A 17,907-nucleotide genomic window follows, 5' to 3' on the forward strand; every position below is an offset into this window, starting at 1 on the left:
GGCCGCGAGTCGCGCTCGCGGTGCGCCCGATGTCCATCCATTCGTCCGATTCCCCGACCAACACCGCCATTCCCCGCGTGGCCTTCGCCAGCCTGGGCTGTCCGAAGGCAGCCTCGGATTCCGAGCAGATCCTGACCCAGCTGCGTGCCGAAGGCTACGAGACGTCCAAGACCTACGAGGACGCGGACCTGGTCATCGTCAACACCTGTGGCTTCATCGACGACGCGGTCAAGGAAAGCCTGGACACCATAGGCGAGGCCCTGCAGGCCAACGGCAAGGTCATTGTGACCGGCTGCCTGGGCGCCAAGAAGGAGGCCGATGGCGAAGGCGTGGTGCAGAAGATGCATCCCAAGGTCCTGGCCGTGACCGGGCCGCACGCCACCCACGAGGTCATGCAGGCGGTGCACCTGCACCTGCCCAAGCCCCACGATCCCTTCAGCGACCTGGTGCCGCCGCAGGGCGTGCGCCTGACGCCCAAGCACTACGCCTACCTGAAGATATCCGAGGGCTGCAACCACCGGTGCAGCTTCTGCATCATCCCGTCCATGCGCGGCGACCTGGTGTCGCGGCCCATCCACGAGGTCATGCGCGAGGCCGAGAACCTGGTCAAGGCCGGCGTCAAGGAAATCCTGGTCATTTCGCAGGACACCAGCGCCTACGGCGTGGACGTGAAGTACCGCACGGGCTTCGTCGACGGCCGGGCGGTGCGCACCCGCATGACCGAACTGGTGCGCGAGCTGTCCAGGCTGGGCGCCTGGATCCGCCTGCACTACGTGTATCCCTATCCGCACGTGGACGAGGTCCTGCCGCTGATGAACGAAGTCCACGAGAACGGCGGTCGCGTGCTGCCGTACCTGGACGTGCCGTTCCAGCATGCCAGCCAGCGCATCCTGAAGCTGATGAAGCGTCCGGCTTCGTCCGAACGCAACCTCGACCGCATCCGGGCCTGGCGCGCGGTCTGTCCGGACCTGACGATACGCAGCACCTTCATCGCCGGCTTCCCCGGCGAGACCGAGGCCGAGTTCGAGGAAATGCTGGACTTCCTGCGCGAGGCCGAGCTGGACCGCGTGGGCTGTTTCGCCTATTCACCGGTCGAGGGCGCGGCCGCCAACGAGCTGCCCGATCCCGTGCCCGACGAAGTCCGGCAGGAACGCCAGGCCCGCTTCATGCAGGTCCAGGAGGCCGTTTCCCGCAAGCGCCTGGCGCGCCGGGTCGGCAAGGTCATCAAGTGCATCGTCGACGAGGTGGGCCCCGAGGGCGGCGTCGCCCGTTCCATGGGCGATGCGCCCGACATCGACGGCAAGGTCTACGTGGCGCCGGTCGACAAGCCCTGGAAACGCTACAAGGTCGGGGACATCATTTCCGTGCGCATCGCCCGTTCCGACGATCACGATCTCTGGGGAAACATAGGGTAGCCCCGGTTCATCTCCTTATCAGCAGTGGCGCTAATTCGGCGGCCAGGCGCTTCAGGGTGGGAGCGACGGTGGCGGCGACGTGGGCGTCGGTGAACAGGGCGTCCGACGCGCCGCAGGTCAGCACCAGCGTACGGTGACGGTCGGCGGGCTGGACCGGGACGCCGATGGCGGTGAAGTTCTCCTGCGGATAGCGCATGAACACGGCGCCATGCCGCTGGTAGTCGTCCAGCGCCGCCCGCAGCCGGCCGGGACCTCCGCCGGCATCCCATCGTCCTTCCGCCTGCAGCCCGGCGATGATGCGTTCGCGTTCGGCCGGCGGCTGGGCCGCCAGGTAGGCCAGTCCCAGCGATGAATCGGTCAGGCCCACGGTCGAGCCTATGTGCAGCATCACGCGCCGCACCTGGGCGGGTTCGCAGCGCTGGATGACCACCATGCTGGCCTCGTGCCGCTCGGCCAGCAGCACCGTGGTGCCCAGGGCATCGGCGGCGGCCTTCATCAGCGGCACGGCATAGTCATTGATCCCGGTCTGCGCGACCACGGCGTAACCCAGCAGCAGGGCGGCCGCGCCCACGCGCAGCTTGTCGTTGGCCGTGGGCACCAGGTAGCCCAGAGCCGCGAGCGTCTTGCACAGCCGCCAGACGGTGGGCTGCGGCAGTCCGGTCAGCCGGGCGATTTCCGTGGTGCCCAGTTCGCCGCGCGCGGGCGTGAAGCAGCGCAGGACTTCCAGGCCCCGGGCCAGGGCGGTGACGAACAGCGGATCGGTTGCTTTCATGGCGCGAGCGGGCCTTGACACCCTTCGAGGTGAAGCCCAGAATAAATTCATAAAACGAATTATCAATTCATATAATGAATTATTCAAGTGCCATGCAGCAAGATTGCACGCCGGAACTGGCCGAAATGCGGCCGGCCATCCGCCGCTTCGTCGGCGAGCGGCTCGAGCCCCTGGCCCGCCAGATGGACCAGGACGGCCAATTGGCGCCGTCGGCATTGGCCGAAATGCGCCAGCAAGGCTATCTGGGCATGCGCTTGCCGGTCGAATACGGCGGGGGCGGATTCGACTTGGCCACCTATTGCCTGGTCATGGAGGAAGTGGCGCGTTCACACCGCGTTTTCACGGTCATGCTCGATTGCACCAGCGGCCTGACCCCGATCGCCATCGCGCGCCATGGGACGCCCCAGCAGCGCGACAAGTATGTCGCGCGGCTGGCCAGCGGCGAATGGCTGGGCAGCTTCGCGCTGACCGAGCCCGAAGCGGGGTCGGACGCGGCCGCCTTGCGCACCACGGCGGAAAAAAGGGCGGGGGGCTGGGTGATCAACGGGCTGAAGCAGTTCATCAGCGCCGCGCACCGCGCACAGGTGGTCATGGTCCTGGCCGTGACCGATACGGCGCGGCGCGCGCGGGGCGGCATCACGGCCTTCCTGGTGGACCGGGGCACGCCGGGCATGTGCATCGCGCGGGTGGACAAGACCATCGGCTCCGACCCCATCGAGCTGGCCGAGATCCGCTTCGACGATTGCTTCGTGCCGGACGAGGCGGTGCTGGGCGAGGTGGGCGGCGGATTCCGCATCGCCATGGGGTCGCTGGCCAGCGGCCGCATGGGCGTATCGGCCGCGTGCATAGGCACGGCCGATCGGCTGCTGGAGGAAGCGGTGGCCTACGCCAAGGGCCGCGTCACTTTCGGCCAGCCGCTGGCCGACCGGCAGGCCATCCAGTGGATGCTGGCGGATTCGGCCACCGAGCTGGCGCTGGCGCGATCGCTGGCCTACGACACCATGCGGCGTATCGATGCCGGCCAGGACGCGGGCACGGCCACCAGCATGGTCAAGCTGTTCTGTTCCGAGATGGTGGGACGCGTTGCCGACCGCACGGTGCAGATACTGGGCGGCTCGGGGCTGATCCGCGGCGTGCCGGTCGAGCGCTTCTATCGCGACGTGCGGCACTACCGCATCGGCGAAGGCGCGTCCGAGATCCAGCGCATGCTGATCGCCCGGGCCCTGCTGAAATGAGGGCCCGCCCGCCGGACACCGATCAGGGCAGCCGGCCGTTGGCGCGGCGCCTGGCGGCATTCGCGCTGGGATTGCGGCGCGCGGACCTGTCGCCGGCGCGGCGCGAGAAGGTCGCGTTGATCCTGGCGGATTTCCTGGGGTGCGTGCTGGCCGGATCCAGTTTGCCCGAGGCCGGTTCGGCTTTCGTGCTGGCGCAGCCCGGCGCGGTGCGGATTCCCGGCGCGCCGGCGGGCCTGAGCCCGGAATCGGCGGCCATCGCGATGAGCGCCATGGGTTCGCTGCTGCAATGGCACGACGGCTACGGCAATGGCGGCAACCATCCGTGCAACACCATCATCCCGGCCGTCTGGTCCATGCGCGAGGGCCGGACCATGGAAGCGGTCCACATGGCCATCGCGGTCGGCTACGAAGTCGCGAACCGGCTGGCGGCCAGCGCGCATCCGGCCCTGACGCTGGCCGGGCTGGCGCCGACCTCGTGTACGGGCGCGATCGGCGCGACCGCCGCGCTGGGACGCCTGCTGGAGCTGGACGAAGACACCCTGGCGCGCGCGCTCGGCAACGCCGCCTTCTCGTTTCCCGCGGCGGCGCTGCGCGGCCTGACCGAACACGGCTCGGCGGTGCCGCTGCATGGCGGCCTGGCGGCGCGCTGCGCCATCGAGTCGGTGAAGCTGGCGCGCGCCGGCCTGGGGTCGGGCGGCCGCATCTTCGAGGGCGGCGCCGACCCGGGCGTCCTGGACGTTCTGCGCAGCCGGGGGCTCGCGCAGGATCCGGCAACCTGGCGGGGCGAGACGCTGGACGGCGTGTACTTCAAGCCCATGCCCGCCTGCCGCCACGCCCAGCCGGCCATCGACGCCATCCAGTCCATCTGGAGCGACGGGCCGGTGGCTGCTCGCGAGATCGAACGCGTGGACGTGCATACCTATCCGGTGGCGCTGCGCTTCGGGCAGGCCCCGGGCGCGGCGCACGAGCTCTACGATCGGCTGATGAGCGTGGTGTGGACCGTGGCCAGCGCGCTGTGCCATGGCCGGTACGACTTGTCGAACGTGCGCCGGCCCGCCGTCGAACCGGGCGTGCTCGGCCTGTATCCGCGCATCCACCTGCATGTCGACGAATCGTACGCGGCGCTGTATCCGCGCTACCTGCCGGCGCGGGTCGAGATCGCGCTGCGCGGAGGCGGCCGCCGCGCGGGCACCTGCATGATGGAGTACGGCACGCCGTCCGAGCACGGTCCTTATTCGCCCGGCGGCACGCACATGCCGCCGTTGGACAGGACGGGAGTGGAACGCAAGTTCCTCCAGTTGGCGGGCACCGTGCTGGACGATGGCCAGGCCCGCGCGTTGTGGCTGGAGGCGAGGGCGGTGGCGGACTTGAGCGGGTAGGCGAGGGCTGGGGTGCGGGATGCCGTTTTCCTAATTGTCCTATTGACAGAACAATAGATCATAAATAAAGTCCCCCGGAGTATCCTGAATGCAAGAGGGCAGCATGTCGGAAGTCAAGCTGGACCCGGTCACCCTGGCCGTCCTGAAAGGCCGGCTGGAGCAGATCGCCGATGAGATGGACGCCACGCTCTACCGCAGTGCGTTCAATCCCATCATTGCCGAGGCCCACGATGCCTGCCACGGGATCTACGACGGTGCGACCGGCGATACCCTGGTACAGGGCAAATCGGGGCTGCCGGTGTTCGTCGGGGCGATGGCGTTCGCGGTGCGGGCGGCGGTCCAGGCGGCGCAGCCGCTGGGCGGCATGCGCGAAGGCGAGGTCTGGCTGTTCAACGATCCCTACGAAGGCGGCACGCACGCCAATGATTTCAAGCTGGTCAAGCCCTTCTTCCTGGAAGGCCGGCTGGTCTGTTTCCTGGCCTCGGCCGCGCATTGGCACGACGTGGGCGGCAACGTTCCCGGCAACTACAACCCGGCGGCTACCGAGTGCTGGCAAGAGGCGGTCCAGATCCCGCCGGTGCGCATCGTGCAGCAAGGGGAAGTGAATCCCGACGTGCTGGCCATCCTGCGCGCCAATACGCGCATGCCCGACAGCCTGTGGGGCGACCTGAACGGGCAGCTCGCGGCGCTGGAACTGGGCGAGCGGCGCCTGGCCGAGCTGTTCGCGGCCTATGGCGAGGCGCGGGTGACGGGCGCCATGAGCGCGCTGCGCGAACGGGCGCGCAGGCTGATGCGGGCGCACATCGCGTCGCTGCCCGATGGCCGCTATGCATTCGAGGATTATCTGGACAACGACGGCATCCGCGGCGACATGCTGCGCGTCGCGCTGGACATGACGGTGGAAGGCGAGCGGCTGGTGCTGGATTTCTCGCGCACCTCGGGCCCCTGCGCGGGGGCGGTCAACATTTCGCGCGCCACCGCGGTAGCGGCGTGCTATGTCGCGCTCAAGCACCTCTTTCCCGACGTGCCGGCCAATGCCGGCGTGCTGGATGCGGTCGAGTTCGTGATGCCCGAGGGCCTGCTGATCACGGCGCAGCGGCCGCGGCCGGTCGGCGGCTACACCGAAACCATCCTGCGCATGATAGACGTGGTCTTCAGCGCGGCGGCGCAGGCCGATCCGGCGCGCGCCGTGGCGCAGGCCTACGGCACGATCAACGCACTGTCCATAGCGGGGCTGCGCAGCGACGAAGGGCGCCGGGGCCAGCGCTGGGTGATGTTCAGCTTCTTCGGCGGCGGCCACGGCGGCCATGCCGGCGGCGATGGCCTGAGCCACGGCAACGCGCCCATTTCCACGGCCACGATACCGCCGCTGGAGATCATCGAGGCCGCGTATCCGGTGCGCTTCACGCAGTGGTCGCTGCGGCCCGATTCGGGCGGGGCCGGCACGCACCGGGGCGGCCTGGGCGCGGTCTACGAGATCGAACTGCTGGAGCAGTCGGCGCAGGCTTTCATCTTCGGCGAGCGCGGCAAGTCCGCGCCCAAGGGCATCGCGGGCGGCGGCGACGGCGCGTTGAACCGGTTCAGCTATTGCGTGGACGGCCAGTGGCGGACCCCGCCCATGGTGTCGAAGATGATGGGGATACCGCTCTCGCGCGGGGACAGGGTCAGGCTGGAGACCCCGGGCGGGGGCGGCTATGGCGATCCCGCGCGGCGCAGCGGCGCCGCCGTGGAGCGCGACCGGGCCATGGGCTATGTGACGGAGGGTGGGCAGTGAGCGGGCAGCAGCGGGTCGTCGGCGTCGACGTGGGCGGAACATTCACCGACCTGTTCGTGCTGGACGAGGCGGACCAGTCGGTGGCGGTGGTCAAGGTCCCCTCCACGCGAGGCGAGGAAGCGGTCGGCTTCATGAACGGCATCGCGCGGCTGGACGATGCCGCCGGCGGCGCGGCCGGCATCGCCACCATCATCCATGGCACCACCGTCGGCACCAATGCGCTGCTCGAGCGCAAGGCCGCGCGCACGGGTTTGATCACCACGCGCGGCTTCGCCGACGTGCTCGAGATGCGGCGGCGCGACCGGCCGCATACCTGGGGGCTGCGCGGAGAATACCTGCCTCCCGTCTCGCGCGACCTGCGCAAGGAAGTGGACGAGCGCGTGCTGGCCGACGGTTCCATCCACACCGCAGTGGACCTGGGCCAGGTCGAGGCCTGCGTGCGCGAACTGCTGGCGCAGGGCTGCGAGGCGGTCTGCGTCTTCTTCATCAACACCTATGCCAATCCGGCCAACGAGGCGGCGGCGGTGGCGCGCGTGCGCGAACTGTGGCCCAACGACTGCGTGACCTCGTCGGCCGAGGTCCTGCCCGAGATCCGCGAGTTCGAGCGTGTCTCCACGGCCAGCCTCAACGCGGCATTGCAACCCGTCGTGGGCGGCTACCTGCGGCGGCTGGAAGGCGACCTGCGCGAACGCGGCTTCGGCGGGCAACTGATGATCGTGCAAAGCAACGGCGGAGTGATGTCGCGGCAGACCGCCTGCGAGCTGCCTGTGCGCACGACGCTGTCGGGCCCCGCGGCGGGGGTCATCGCCTGCGCCGCGATCGCGCGCGCGGCCGGCCATCCTGACGTGATGACCGGGGACATGGGCGGAACCTCGTTCGACGTCTCGCTGGTGGTGGACGGGCGGGTGGCGCTGGCCGAGCAGACCAGCATCGCCTTCGGCATGGTCGTGCGCTCGCCCATGATACAGATCGAGACCATAGGCGCCGGCGGCGGGTCGATCGCCAAGGTGGATGCCGGCGGCATGCTGCAGGTCGGACCCGAGTCGGCGGGCAGCCGGCCCGGGCCGGCCTGCTACGGGCACGGCAATCCCTATCCCACGGTCACCGACGCCAACCTGCTGCTGGGCCGCATCGACGCCGCGCGGCCGCTGGGCGGAGGCCTCCTGGGCACGCTGGACGCGGAACTGGCGCGCGCCGCCATCCGCGCCCACGTCGCCGAGCCGCTGGGCCTGGACGTGCTGGAGGCGGCCGAGGCCATCCTGACCGTGGCCAATGCCAAGATGGCGGGCGCCTTGCGCCTGGTGTCCATCGAGAAGGGACACGACCCGCGCCGGTTCGCCTACATGCCCTTCGGCGGAGGAGGCGGGCTGCACGTGTGCGCGATGATGCGCGAGACGGGCGTGGAGACGGGCATCGTGCCGCGCTATCCCGGCGTGACCTCGGCGCTGGGCTGCGTGATGGCCGACCTGCGCCACGATGCGGTGCGGACCATCAACCGCGGCCTGCACGAGGTGGATTTCGAGACCCTGCGCGCGCTGGTCGGGGAGTTCCGCGAGCGCTGCGACGTGCACCTGGCCTCGGCCGGCGTGGCCATCGCCTCGGTGCGCGAGGAACTCTTCCTGGACATGCTCTACCAGGGCCAGACCCATACCGTGATGGTGCCGGTCCAGGCCGACCACCTGCACGCCGGGGCCGTGGCCGCCGCGTTCGAGGCCGCGTATCGCGCCGAGTTCGGGCGGCTGTTGCCGGGCATTGCCGTGCGCATCATGAACCTGCGCTACGCGCGGATCGGCGTGCGGCCCAAATTCGACCTGCGCCTGCTGGCACCTCCGGCCGATGCGCGGCCCAGGCCGGCCGACACGCAACGCGTGCACGTGAACGGCGCGTGGATGGACGTGCCGCGCCATGCGCGCCTGGAGCTGCCCGTGGGCACGCGAGTCGAGGGGCCGGCCATCCTGGAGCAGCCCGATACCACCGTATGGCTGGAGCCGGGCTTCTCGGCCACGACGGACGACCACGGCAATCTGATCCTGAAACCGGTTTGATCCGGGCGGGATGGCCCGCCCGGCATGCGATGCAGTCCCGTAGACGATGAGGTAGGCGAAATGAGATCCCGCATCAAGCTTCGTGAGTACCTGGCCATCCTGTGCGCCGCGCTGGCGGCCGGCGCGCCGGCCGCGGTCCGTGCGCAGGACTATCCGTCGCGCCCGGTCATGGTGGTCAACACCTGGGCGCCCGGCGGCCCGTCCGACGCCATCATCCGGCCGCTGCTGGAAAAGTTCTCGCAGAAGTTCGGCCAGCCCTTCGTGCTGGAGAACCGCAGCGGCGCCAACGGCAGCATAGGCACCAGCTACGTGGCGCGGTCCAGGAACGACGGCTATACGCTGCTGTTCGCCAACGTCGGGCCGATCGCCATCAGTCCCTGGCTGCCCGACAAGCCCAGCTACGATTCGATCAAGGACTTCCAGCCCATCGGCCAGATCCAGTCCGCCTTCGTGAGCCTGGGCGGCGCGCTGGAACTGATCCGCGCGGGCAAGCTCAAGGCGATCGCGGTCAGCACCCAGTCGCGCTCGTCGGTGCTGCCCGACGTGCCGGCCGTGTCCGAGACCGTGCCGGGCTTCGACTTCAATGTCTGGTACGGGCTGATGGCGCCCGCAGGCACGCCCAGGGACGTGGTGCAGGCCCTGGCCGATGCGCTGAAGGAAGCGATGGCGATGCCCGACATCAGGAACCGGCTGCTGGCCAGCGGCCTGGACCCGCATCCGACCGGCCCGGCCGAGTTCGCCAGGAAGATCGAGCAGGACCTGGCGGCCTGGAAGCAGGCGGTCGCCAACGCCAACCTGACGCCGTAATCGAGGAAGCGAGATGACCTCCCACAGCTACGACATCCCGGCGATCGACGCCGTGGTCAATATCTGGACGCCCGAGCTGCTGGCGCAACGGCCCAAGCGCGATGCCTTCTACAGCGGCAAGATGAACGTCGATACGGCCATCATGCAAGGGTTGTCGCACGAGGACATGCTGCGCCGCATGGACTCCGCCGGCATCGAACAGGCCTTCCTGATCGCCGCCAAGGTAGGGCCCTGGCAGCATCGCGCCAGCTACCACGTGCCCTACGAGGCGGTGGCCGAGGCGGTCAATCGCCATCCCGACCGCTTCCACGGCCTGGCCGGACTCGACCCCACGGAAGGCATGCGAGGCGTGCGGGAGCTGGAGAAGGCCGTGCGGGAATACGGCTTCATCGGCGCGCATTTCTATCCCCATTGGTTCGAGCTCGCGCCCGATCACGCGAAGTGGTATCCCTTCTACGCCAAGTGCGCGGAACTGGACGTGCCGGTGCAGCTCCAGGTGGGGCAGTCCATGATCTACGACCCTTCGCACCGGCTGCGCAGCGTGGGCCGGCCCATCTGCCTGGACGCGGTGGCCTGCGATTTTCCGGAGCTCAAGATCATCGGGATACATGTGGGCATACCCTGGACCGAGGAGATGATCGCCATGGCGTGGAAGCATCCCAACGTCTACATCGGCACGGACGCCCACAGCCCCAGGTACTGGCCCGAGGCCTTCGTGAAGTACATCGACAGCTACGGCCAGGACAAGGTGATGTTCGGCACCGATTTTCCCATCCTGGATTTCAAGCGCGCGCGGGACGAGATCGAGGCCCTGGGCCTGCGGCCCGGCTCCCGGGAAAAGCTGTTGCGCGGCAACGTGCTGCGTGTCTACGGACTGGACCGATGAGCACGGTAATGCCGATGCGCGGCCCGAACATCGCGGACCAGCTGACCCTGCACGCGAGCCAGCGGCCCACCAAGCCCGCCATCATCCATCGCGACCGGGTCATCGACTATCGCCGGTTCGACCTGCTGGTGCGACAACGGGCTTCGCTGTTGCTGGAGATGGGCGTGCAGCCGGGTGACGTGGTGGGCGTGGCGCTGAAGGACACGCCCGAGCACCTGGTCATGCTCTACGCCGTGGCGCGCGCCGGGGCGGTGATCCTGCCGGTGGACTGCCGCTGGCAAGCCGGCGAGAAACTCAGGGTGGCGCGGCATTTCGGCGCGCGCTGCGTGCTGGTCGAGCCTGGAGACGACTTCGCGCCAGGCCTGTGCGTGGCGGCCGACGAGGCCTGGCTGGCCCGCGCGGAGCAGGTCGTGGTGCGCGACCGTTACGCCGAGGAGGACCGCGGCTTCTGCCTGTCGCTGTCGTCGGGGACCACGGGACGCCCCAAGGGGCCGCTGCTGTCGCATGCGCAGTTCATGAGCCGCTTCTTCACGCACTACGCCGACCTGGGGTTCGGCAGCCGCGAGACCTACATCAACGCCACGCCGCTGTACTTCGGCGGCGGGCGCGCGTTCTCGGTCTCGTCGCTGTACGTGGGGGCCACGACGGTGCTGTGCCCGCCTCCCTACAAGGTCGAGGAACTGGCCGCCGAGGTGGCGCGCACGGGCGCCACGATCACTTTCCTGGTACCCACGCTGCTGCGGCGCGTGTTGCAGGCCGAGCCGCGCGACGTGGCGCCGCTGCGCGGCCTGCGCACGCTGATCTCGTCGGGCTCGCCGCTGACGGCCGAGGAGCGGCGCCGCATCCGCAACGAGGTCTGTCCCAATTTCATCGAGTACTACAGTTCCACCGAGGGCGGCGGCGTGACCGTGCTGTCCAATCAGGAACTGGAGGCGCAGCCCGCCTCCGTCGGCCGGCCGGTGTTCGGCGTGCGCCTGCAGGTCGTCGACGAACAGGACCACCCATTGCCGCCCGGCGAAGTCGGGCGTATCCGTTACGAGGGCGCCACGGTGGCGCAGGGCTTCCACCGCGACGAGGAGGCGAGCAGGGAGGCCTTCCGCGACGGCTTCTTCTACCCGGGCGATCTGGGCTACCTGAACGAAGAAGGCTACCTGTTCCTGTGCGGCCGAGCCAAGGACATGATCATCCGCGGCGGCGTGAACATCTATCCGCTGGAGATCGAGTCCATCCTCATGACGCACCCCGACGTGCAGGAAGCGGCGGTGGTGGGCCTGCCCTCGAAGGAGTTCGACGAAGAAGTGGCCGCCTTCGTGATGATGCGTGGCGATCGCGACGCGGCGGCCCTGGCCGCCTGGTGCAGGGAACGGCTGGCGCCCTACAAGGTGCCGCGCCATTTCCGCTTCGTCGACGAGTTCGAGCGCAATTCGGCCGGCAAGATCATCAAGAAGCGCCTGATCGAGGGACCGACCCCGGATTAGCCGGTGGCTGCCCGTTTTCGCGCCATGGTCCGCAAACCCGCATGGTTGCTGGCGCCGGATGATTTGTCCGCAGCCTTTCCCCAGGGTTGTTCACAGCGGGTGGGGATAAGTCCGGCTGCCGGGTAGTATATGGGGTGAGCCGTTCCCGCCTTCCGGGAGATCCCGTGAACACCGACCCTTCCCCGACCGCCGCCCGGTTGCGCCAGGTATTGACGGATACCGGCGCCTACAGCCTGCACCAGTCGTTCGACTACGGAGGCCGGCTGGCCGGCAGCGTGGTGCATTGCAGCTTCGATGCCCATGAGTTGTCCTGCCCGGCGCTGCCCCACATGCTCCTGCTCGTCTCGCACGAGTACCGGCTGAGGTCGGCCAGATTCGACCTGGGCTGGGGCTACCGCGACCATTTCGTCAATTTCGCCAATCCGCTGCACCTGATTCCGCCCGGCACCGCTTTCCGCTGGGTCAAGGACGGGCCCGCCCGGGTGTCGCTGCTGACGTTCGACCAGCAGGCGGCGCTGGAGATGTTCGAGGAACTGGGGTGCGAGCGGCCGGTGGATGGCATGTGGTCGCTAGCCCAGCGCGGCTTCGTGAGTCCGCTGGTCTACACGGCCCTGGGAGCGTTCGTCCGGGACCTGGGGGCCGGCCAGGTCTCGCGCCTGCTGTCCGACAGCTTCGGCGCGCTGGTGTTGAACGAACTGGGCAAGAAGTGGCGGGCGGAGCCGGCGGCCGCGACGGCGCCGCGCCTGAGTCCCCAGGCGTTGCGCAAGGTCACCCGCTACATGGACGAACACCTGGCCGAGGACATTTCCCTGGCCGAGCTGGCCGCCTTGTGTGGCTTGAGCCGATACCATTTCCTGCGCTGCTTCAAGGCCGCGCAGGGCGTGTCCCCATACCGCCACCTGACCGCGATGCGGGTGGAGCGGGCCCGCCACCTGCTGGCGACGACGGGCCAGCCCGTCTCGTACGTCGCCAGCGTCTGCGGCTTCGCGTCGGCGGGCGCGATGGGCCGGGCCTTGAAGAAGGCCCTGGGCAGTTCGGCCTCGGCCTACCGCGCCACGGCCGGCCACTACGACGCCTGAGCCCGGACGCCGGCCTCGACCTTGCGCGGGGCGGTCTCCTTCAGGAACAGCGACACGGCGAGGCCGATCGCGATGCCGCCCAGCGCCAGGTACAGCGTGTACTGGATGCCATGGTGCTGGGCGATGTAGCCTGCCACCACGGGCGCGACCCCGCCGCCGAAGATCTCGCCCAGGCCGCTGACCGTGCCGATGGCTGAGGCCACCATGCCGGGAGGCGCCGCCTCGGTGGCGATGGGCCCGGTCATCAGGGCCAGCAGTCCGAAGCAGAAGAACGACACCACCAGCAGCACCCCGAACAGCGCCCAGGGCGAGGCATCGGTGCGGATGAAGGCATACAGGGCCAGCGCGGCGCCGACGAAGGCCAGGAAGGCGGCGGCGCGGCGGCCGATGAAGTCCGAGATGCCGGGCACGCCGAATTCACCGAAGAACCCGCCGATGCCGATGGCCGAGACCACCAGTCCCATTTGCTGCGGTGTCAGCTTGAGGTAGTCGGTCAGGTAGTTGGGCACCATGGCGCCGACCACGAAGATGCCGGTCATCGCGCACAGGATGGAGGCGACCGCGAGCAGCAGGTTGCGCCGGCGCAGCAGTTCCTTCCAGGACAGCGTGGCCCCGGCAGCCGGCGCGGCGGGCAGCCCGCCCTGGACACCGGTGCCGGGTTCGCGGATGACCTTGTACATGAACCAGGCGAGGATCAGGCCAGGCACCGCCGACAGGAAGAACACATAGTGCCAGGAGGGCAGTACGTCCATCAGCTGGGTGGCGATGATGGGTGCGAGCCCCAGTCCGAACAGCGGAAAGGCGCTCTGCTGCAGTCCCTGGTTCAGGCCGCGGCGCCGCGGATGCGAGGCCTCGCCGGCCGCGGCCACGCTGGTGGGGCAGAAGGAGCCCTCGGCGACGCCCATGACCGTGCGGATCAGCATCAGGCTGATCAGGCCCGTGGCCAGCCCCGACAATCCGGACAGGCAGGAGAACGCGATGGCGGCGGGGATCAGGACCTTGCGTCGGCCGACGCGGTCCGAGACCCGGCCCATGGTGATGGAGAACACGCCCCAGGCCAGGCCCAGCACCCCGATGAGCAGGCCGAGGTCCTGGTAGGACAGATCCAGGTCCTTCATCATGAAAGGGAACATGGGGGCGAGCAGCCAGCGGTCCAGGCCCATCAGGCCGAAGCCCAGGGCGAGGATGGTGACGGCCTTCCATTCGTAGGCGGTATCGTGCACGAGCGGCGGGGTCATGGTCATGCTCCGCCCAGCGCGTCCAGCACCTGGCGCGTGGAGACGACCTTGCCGAACACCCGGTCGATGGTGGCGAGCGTGGCGCGATGCGAGGCGTCGTCGAATCCGCCGGTGGCGTCGTCCACGAAAAAGACCCGCAGGTCGCGCATGAAGGCGCTGCGCGCGGTCGACTCGCAGCAGACGCTGGTGACCGTACCCGTGATGATCACGCTGTCGGCGACGTTGCGGCCCCGGATGTTGCGGATGACGGTCTCGAGGCGGGTGTTGTAGAACGCGTCGTAGCGATGCTTGGGTATGACGACCTCGCCGGGCAGGGGGGCCAGCTCGGCGATGATCTCGACCCCGGGCGTGCCAGCGCGCATGCCGGCCGTCTTCAAGTGCGGCAACTGGGTCGTCTCCAGCGGCGAGACGTCGAATCCGTCGTACAGCACGTGCTGGGTGTAGATGACCGGGACACCGGCCTCGCGCGCGCGGGCGACCAGCGCGGCCATGGCGGGGACGCGCTGGCGGGCGGCGGCGACCTCCATGGGCGCGTCCGGCAGGACGAAGTCGTTCTGCATGTCGACGACCAGCAGGACGGCCTTGGCGGGATCAAGGGAAAGGGAAGAGGGCATGCGAGAGGCCTCCGTGGGGTGGGTGGAAGGCCGAACATAGCGCCGCCGGCCGCGGGCCAAGCGCAGGAAATTGCGGTGGCAGCGCAAAAGTTGCGCAGCGGATGAGGAGCCTGCCCGTTTTCGCGTCACCGCCCGCAGACCCGCATGGAATCTAGGCCGGGTGAAGTTGTGCCCGTGCTTTCCCCAGGGTTTTCCACATCGCCTGGGGATAAATCGCGCGGGCCCTAGCGGAGGCGGGCGGCTTCCCGTGGCGGACGGTCGGGCCAGGTGCCGTCGCGCGCCAGGCGGGCCGCGGTGGCGACGACCAGGTCCCGGATGCCGGCCACGGCGCTGTGCGATGCGCCGTGCGAGGTGGCCAGCACCACCTGCGCGGTGGTGCGCAGGTCGGAAACCGGCGTGGCCTGTACGCGCCCGGCCTGCCATTCCTCGATGAAGGACGAGACGATCATGACCGAGCTGCCGTTGCCGGCGGCGATCAACTGCACGGTCTGTGCCATGGAGTCCAGCTCGTGCTTGATCCTGAGCGCCAGGCCGCGCTGCTCGGCCTCGCGCGACAGCATCTGGCGCACGCGGTGGCGCAGCGTGGGCAGCACGAGGTCCATGCGGGCCAGTTCGGCGAAGGGGACCGCATGGGAGGGCGGGGAGCCGTCCGCGGGCGACACCAGGTACAAGGGTTCGTCGCGCAGGGTGTCGATGAGGTGGGGACTGCCGGTTTCCCCCACGGTGAACAGGATGGCCATCTCGAGCCGGTTCTGCTTCAACAGCGCCTCGAGTTCGTCGGTCATCGCCTCGACCACGTGCAGCGTGACCTCGGGATGGGCCTCTTCGACCGCCTGCAGCAGGGGCACCGTCATCATGCGGCTGATGCTGCTGGGAATGCCGATGCGCACGATGCCGCGCGGCGATTCCGCGTCCTGCCGCAAGTCGTGTTCGGCGGCCGCCACCATGTCCGGGATGCGCCGCGCATGGCCGAGCAGCTTGCGGCCGGACGGCGTGGGCTGCACGCCATGGGCATCGCGCACGAACAGGCGCGTGCCCAGGGAGTCCTCCAGCTTCTGGATCTGCGCGCTGAGCGCGCTTTGCACGACGTGAAGGCGTTCGGCCGCCTGCGAGAAGCTGCCGGTTTCCAATATCGTGACGAAATAACGCAGGCGTCGCAGGTCCATGTCGGGCGTGGTCCGGGGCCATCGCGGATCCAGATGGGGGCATCTGAAAAAACCGTTACCCGGGCTGGGGAACGACTGCCATTATAGGTGGCTGTTCCATCCGTTCCGGTCCCATGTACGCCGCTCCTCCCGACCTGGCCACCGAGATCCACGCCGCGTTGCCGCCATCCCTGCACCTGGTGAGATCCATGTCGCCCTGGGTGAAGGCGCGGGGAGCCGGACCCCTGCATTCCTTCCTGGAAGGGCCGGCCTTCGACCGCGACGGTACGCTGTATTGCACCGACCTGGCCCATGGCAGGATCTTCCGCGTCGATCCGGCGGGACGGTTCGCGCTGGCATGCCGCTACGACGGCGAGCCCAACGGGCTCAAGCTGCATCGCGATGGTCGTCTCTACATCGCCGACCGGCGCCACGGCATCATGACCATGTTTCCCCGGGACAGTCGTCCGCGGGCCCTGCTCGCGCCGGACGAGGCCCGTGGGCTCCAGGGCGTCAACGACCTGCTGTTCGCCGCCAACGGCGACCTGTATTTCACCGACCAGGGCGACAGCGCGCTGAACCGGCCCACGGGCCGGCTGTGCCGGCTGCGGCGCGACGCCGGCCACGTCGAGACCCTGGTGGATGGCCTGGCAGGACCGAACGGGCTAGCCTTCGCGCCGGGCGAACGCCTGCTTTACCTGGCCGTGACCCGCGACAACGCCATCTACAGCGTGCCGCTGAACGAGGCGGGGCGGGTCGGCAAGGTGGGGCGTTTCATCCAGCTGTCCGGCAGTCCCACCGGCCCGGACGGCCTGGCGACGGACGCCCAAGGCAATCTGGCCGTGGTCCACGCGGGGCTCGGATCGGTGTGGCTGTTCAGCGCCATGGGCGAGCCGCTGCTGCGCATCCGTTCGTGCGCGGGCCGCCGCACCACGAACGTCGCCTATGGCGGGCCCGATCGGCGCACGCTGTACGTGACCGAAGCGGAGCAGGGCGTGATCCTGGCCGCCCGGCTGCCCGAACCCGGCCTGCCGCCATACGCACACACATGAAGAAAGACAACGAGGAGACCCGATGAAACACACCGCGCTTGCGCTGAGCATCATGACCGGCGCGCTGGGCGCCGCGCACGCACAGGACTACCCGACCCGCCCGATACGCCTGATCGCGCCGTTCGCGGCGGGCAGCTCGGTGGACATCCTGGCACGTGCGCTGGCGCAGCCCTTGTCGCGGCAGCTGGGCCAACCGGTGGTGGTCGAGAACAAGGGCGGCGCGGGTGGCAACATAGGCGTGGACATGGTCGCCAAGGCGCCCAAGGACGGCTATACGATAGGGATAGGGACGACGGGGCCGATGACGGTGAACCCGACGCTGTACGGGTCGAAGATGCCGTTCGACACCCGCAAGGACCTGGCCATGGTGGGCGTGATCGCCAGCAGTCCCAACGTGCTGCTGGTGCATCCCTCGGTGCCGGCGCGCAGCCTGCAGGAACTGGTCGCCTATGCCCGCGCGCACCCGGGCGGCCTGAATTTCGCGTCGTCGGGCGTGGGGAGCACCAACCACCTGGCCGGAGAGCTGTTCAAATCGCTGGCGCAGGTCGAGATCGTGCACGTGCCCTACAAGGGGAACCAGGACGCGCTGACCGACCTGCTGGCCCAGCGCGTGCAGATCCTGTTCAGCGGCGTGCCGCCGGTGCTGTCGTTCATCAAGTCGGGCCAGTTGCGCGCGCTGGCGGTGGCGGGGCCCGAACCCTCGCCGGCGCTGCCGGGAGTACCCACCGTGGCGCAGGCCGGACTGCCGGGGGCCGAGGTCGTGGCCTGGTATGGCCTGATCGCCCCGGCGGGCACGCCGCGCCCGGTAATCGAGCGGCTGAACGCGGAACTGCGCAAGGCGCTGGCGCTGCCCGAGGTCCGGGCCCAGCTGGCTTCGGCGGGCGCCGACCCCTCCAATGACGGTCCCGAGGCCTTCTCCAGGCTGGTCGATACCGAATTGCAGAGATGGCAGCGCGTCATCACCCATGCCAACATCAGGATGGAATGA

Annotated in this window: 15 protein-coding genes; 11 read left to right on the plus strand and 4 right to left on the minus strand. The window is 69.1% G+C overall.

The genetic code is table 11. The features are described from left to right. Nucleotides 1-29 precede the first annotated feature (29 nt). Nucleotides 30-1,415 carry a 30S ribosomal protein S12 methylthiotransferase RimO gene (gene rimO, locus R4823_RS12590; RefSeq protein WP_087841136.1) on the plus strand — a complete coding sequence of 462 codons (1,386 nt, stop codon included), beginning with the start codon at nt 30-32 and terminating at the stop codon, nt 1,413-1,415. 7 nt (nt 1,416-1,422) lie between these two features. On the opposite strand, the gene R4823_RS12595 is transcribed toward rimO, so the two are convergent. Then, nucleotides 1,423-2,187: a helix-turn-helix domain-containing protein gene (locus R4823_RS12595; protein ID WP_176400836.1), complete on the minus strand. Its 765-nt coding sequence runs from the start codon at nt 2,185-2,187 to the stop codon at nt 1,423-1,425. Between the two features lie 92 nt (nt 2,188-2,279). Here R4823_RS12595 and R4823_RS12600 point away from each other — a divergent pair, with 92 nt between their 5' ends. The 8 genes from R4823_RS12600 (at nt 2,280) to R4823_RS12635 (ending at nt 12,870) form a co-directional block, all read left to right on the plus strand. Continuing rightward, the gene (locus tag R4823_RS12600; protein WP_165963381.1) at nt 2,280-3,422 is read left to right on the plus strand and encodes an acyl-CoA dehydrogenase family protein; all 1,143 of its coding nucleotides are present in this window, start codon (nt 2,280-2,282) and stop codon (nt 3,420-3,422) included. Further along, nucleotides 3,419-4,801, plus strand: coding sequence for an MmgE/PrpD family protein (locus tag R4823_RS12605; protein ID WP_338618854.1), 1,383 nt, complete (start codon nt 3,419-3,421; stop codon nt 4,799-4,801). The genes R4823_RS12600 and R4823_RS12605 overlap by 4 nt, the downstream gene beginning before the upstream one ends. A gap of 103 nt (nt 4,802-4,904) precedes the next feature. Continuing rightward, entirely contained in the window at nt 4,905-6,575 is a 1,671-nt protein-coding gene (locus R4823_RS12610) for a hydantoinase B/oxoprolinase family protein (RefSeq protein ID WP_338618857.1), read from the plus strand. After that, nucleotides 6,572-8,620 (plus strand): hydantoinase/oxoprolinase family protein, encoded by a 2,049-nt coding sequence (locus R4823_RS12615; RefSeq protein ID WP_338618859.1) that lies wholly within the window; start codon nt 6,572-6,574, stop codon nt 8,618-8,620. Before R4823_RS12610 ends, R4823_RS12615 begins: the two co-directional genes overlap by 4 nt. 60 nt (nt 8,621-8,680) lie before the next feature. Further along, nucleotides 8,681-9,427, plus strand: a complete 747-nt coding sequence (locus tag R4823_RS12620) for a tripartite tricarboxylate transporter substrate binding protein (protein ID WP_338618861.1) — start codon at nt 8,681-8,683, stop codon at nt 9,425-9,427. Nucleotides 9,428-9,440: 13 nt separating this feature from the next. Further along, the gene (locus R4823_RS12625; RefSeq protein ID WP_338618862.1) at nt 9,441-10,313 is read left to right on the plus strand and encodes an amidohydrolase family protein; all 873 of its coding nucleotides are present in this window, start codon (nt 9,441-9,443) and stop codon (nt 10,311-10,313) included. Next, nucleotides 10,310-11,791: a class I adenylate-forming enzyme family protein gene (locus tag R4823_RS12630; protein WP_338618864.1), complete on the plus strand. Its 1,482-nt coding sequence runs from the start codon at nt 10,310-10,312 to the stop codon at nt 11,789-11,791. The genes R4823_RS12625 and R4823_RS12630 overlap by 4 nt, the downstream gene beginning before the upstream one ends. Before the next feature lie 164 nt (nt 11,792-11,955). Next, nucleotides 11,956-12,870, plus strand: a complete 915-nt coding sequence (locus R4823_RS12635) for an AraC family transcriptional regulator (protein ID WP_338618866.1) — start codon at nt 11,956-11,958, stop codon at nt 12,868-12,870. Here R4823_RS12635 and R4823_RS12640 read toward each other — a convergent pair. From R4823_RS12640 to R4823_RS12650, 3 genes are all read right to left on the minus strand, one after another. Further along, the gene (locus tag R4823_RS12640; protein ID WP_130358687.1) at nt 12,858-14,108 is read right to left on the minus strand and encodes an MFS transporter; all 1,251 of its coding nucleotides are present in this window, start codon (nt 14,106-14,108) and stop codon (nt 12,858-12,860) included. The genes R4823_RS12635 and R4823_RS12640 overlap by 13 nt on opposite strands. Before the next feature lie 2 nt (nt 14,109-14,110). Further along, nucleotides 14,111-14,722 (minus strand): isochorismatase family cysteine hydrolase, encoded by a 612-nt coding sequence (locus R4823_RS12645; protein ID WP_087841146.1) that lies wholly within the window; start codon nt 14,720-14,722, stop codon nt 14,111-14,113. Between the two features lie 224 nt (nt 14,723-14,946). Then, a complete protein-coding gene (locus tag R4823_RS12650) occupies nt 14,947-15,888 on the minus strand; it encodes a LysR substrate-binding domain-containing protein (RefSeq protein ID WP_338618869.1) in 942 nt (313 codons plus the stop codon). Between the two features lie 113 nt (nt 15,889-16,001). Between R4823_RS12650 and R4823_RS12655 the strand changes: the two genes are divergently transcribed. Both R4823_RS12655 and R4823_RS12660 read left to right on the plus strand, forming a co-directional pair. Continuing rightward, entirely contained in the window at nt 16,002-16,919 is a 918-nt protein-coding gene (locus R4823_RS12655; protein ID WP_338618872.1) for an SMP-30/gluconolactonase/LRE family protein, read from the plus strand. 22 nt (nt 16,920-16,941) lie between these two features. Further along, a complete protein-coding gene (locus R4823_RS12660; protein WP_338618874.1) occupies nt 16,942-17,907 on the plus strand; it encodes a tripartite tricarboxylate transporter substrate binding protein in 966 nt (321 codons plus the stop codon).

It is taken from the genome of Pigmentiphaga sp. CHJ604 (assembly GCF_036972535.1).
GTDB classification, from domain to species: domain Bacteria; phylum Pseudomonadota; class Gammaproteobacteria; order Burkholderiales; family Burkholderiaceae_B; genus Pigmentiphaga; species Pigmentiphaga daeguensis.

Excerpts from the sequence above, each read along its gene's own strand:
- R4823_RS12605 (WP_338618854.1), top strand. The coding sequence starts at position 3,419 with ATGAGGGCCCGCCCGCCGGACACCGATCAGGGCAGCCGGCCGTTGGCG.
- R4823_RS12650 (WP_338618869.1), bottom strand. The coding sequence starts at position 15,888 with ATGGACCTGCGACGCCTGCGTTATTTCGTCACGATATTGGAAACCGGC.
- R4823_RS12625 (WP_338618862.1), top strand. The coding sequence starts at position 9,441 with ATGACCTCCCACAGCTACGACATCCCGGCGATCGACGCCGTGGTCAAT.
- R4823_RS12655 (WP_338618872.1), top strand. The coding sequence starts at position 16,002 with ATGTACGCCGCTCCTCCCGACCTGGCCACCGAGATCCACGCCGCGTTG.
- R4823_RS12645 (WP_087841146.1), bottom strand. The coding sequence starts at position 14,722 with ATGCCCTCTTCCCTTTCCCTTGATCCCGCCAAGGCCGTCCTGCTGGTC.
- R4823_RS12640 (WP_130358687.1), bottom strand. The coding sequence starts at position 14,108 with ATGACCCCGCCGCTCGTGCACGATACCGCCTACGAATGGAAGGCCGTC.
- R4823_RS12620 (WP_338618861.1), top strand. The coding sequence starts at position 8,681 with ATGAGATCCCGCATCAAGCTTCGTGAGTACCTGGCCATCCTGTGCGCC.
- R4823_RS12600 (WP_165963381.1), top strand. The coding sequence starts at position 2,280 with ATGCAGCAAGATTGCACGCCGGAACTGGCCGAAATGCGGCCGGCCATC.
- R4823_RS12660 (WP_338618874.1), top strand. The coding sequence starts at position 16,942 with ATGAAACACACCGCGCTTGCGCTGAGCATCATGACCGGCGCGCTGGGC.
- rimO (WP_087841136.1), top strand. The coding sequence starts at position 30 with ATGTCCATCCATTCGTCCGATTCCCCGACCAACACCGCCATTCCCCGC.
- R4823_RS12630 (WP_338618864.1), top strand. The coding sequence starts at position 10,310 with ATGAGCACGGTAATGCCGATGCGCGGCCCGAACATCGCGGACCAGCTG.
- R4823_RS12595 (WP_176400836.1), bottom strand. The coding sequence starts at position 2,187 with ATGAAAGCAACCGATCCGCTGTTCGTCACCGCCCTGGCCCGGGGCCTG.
- R4823_RS12610 (WP_338618857.1), top strand. The coding sequence starts at position 4,905 with ATGTCGGAAGTCAAGCTGGACCCGGTCACCCTGGCCGTCCTGAAAGGC.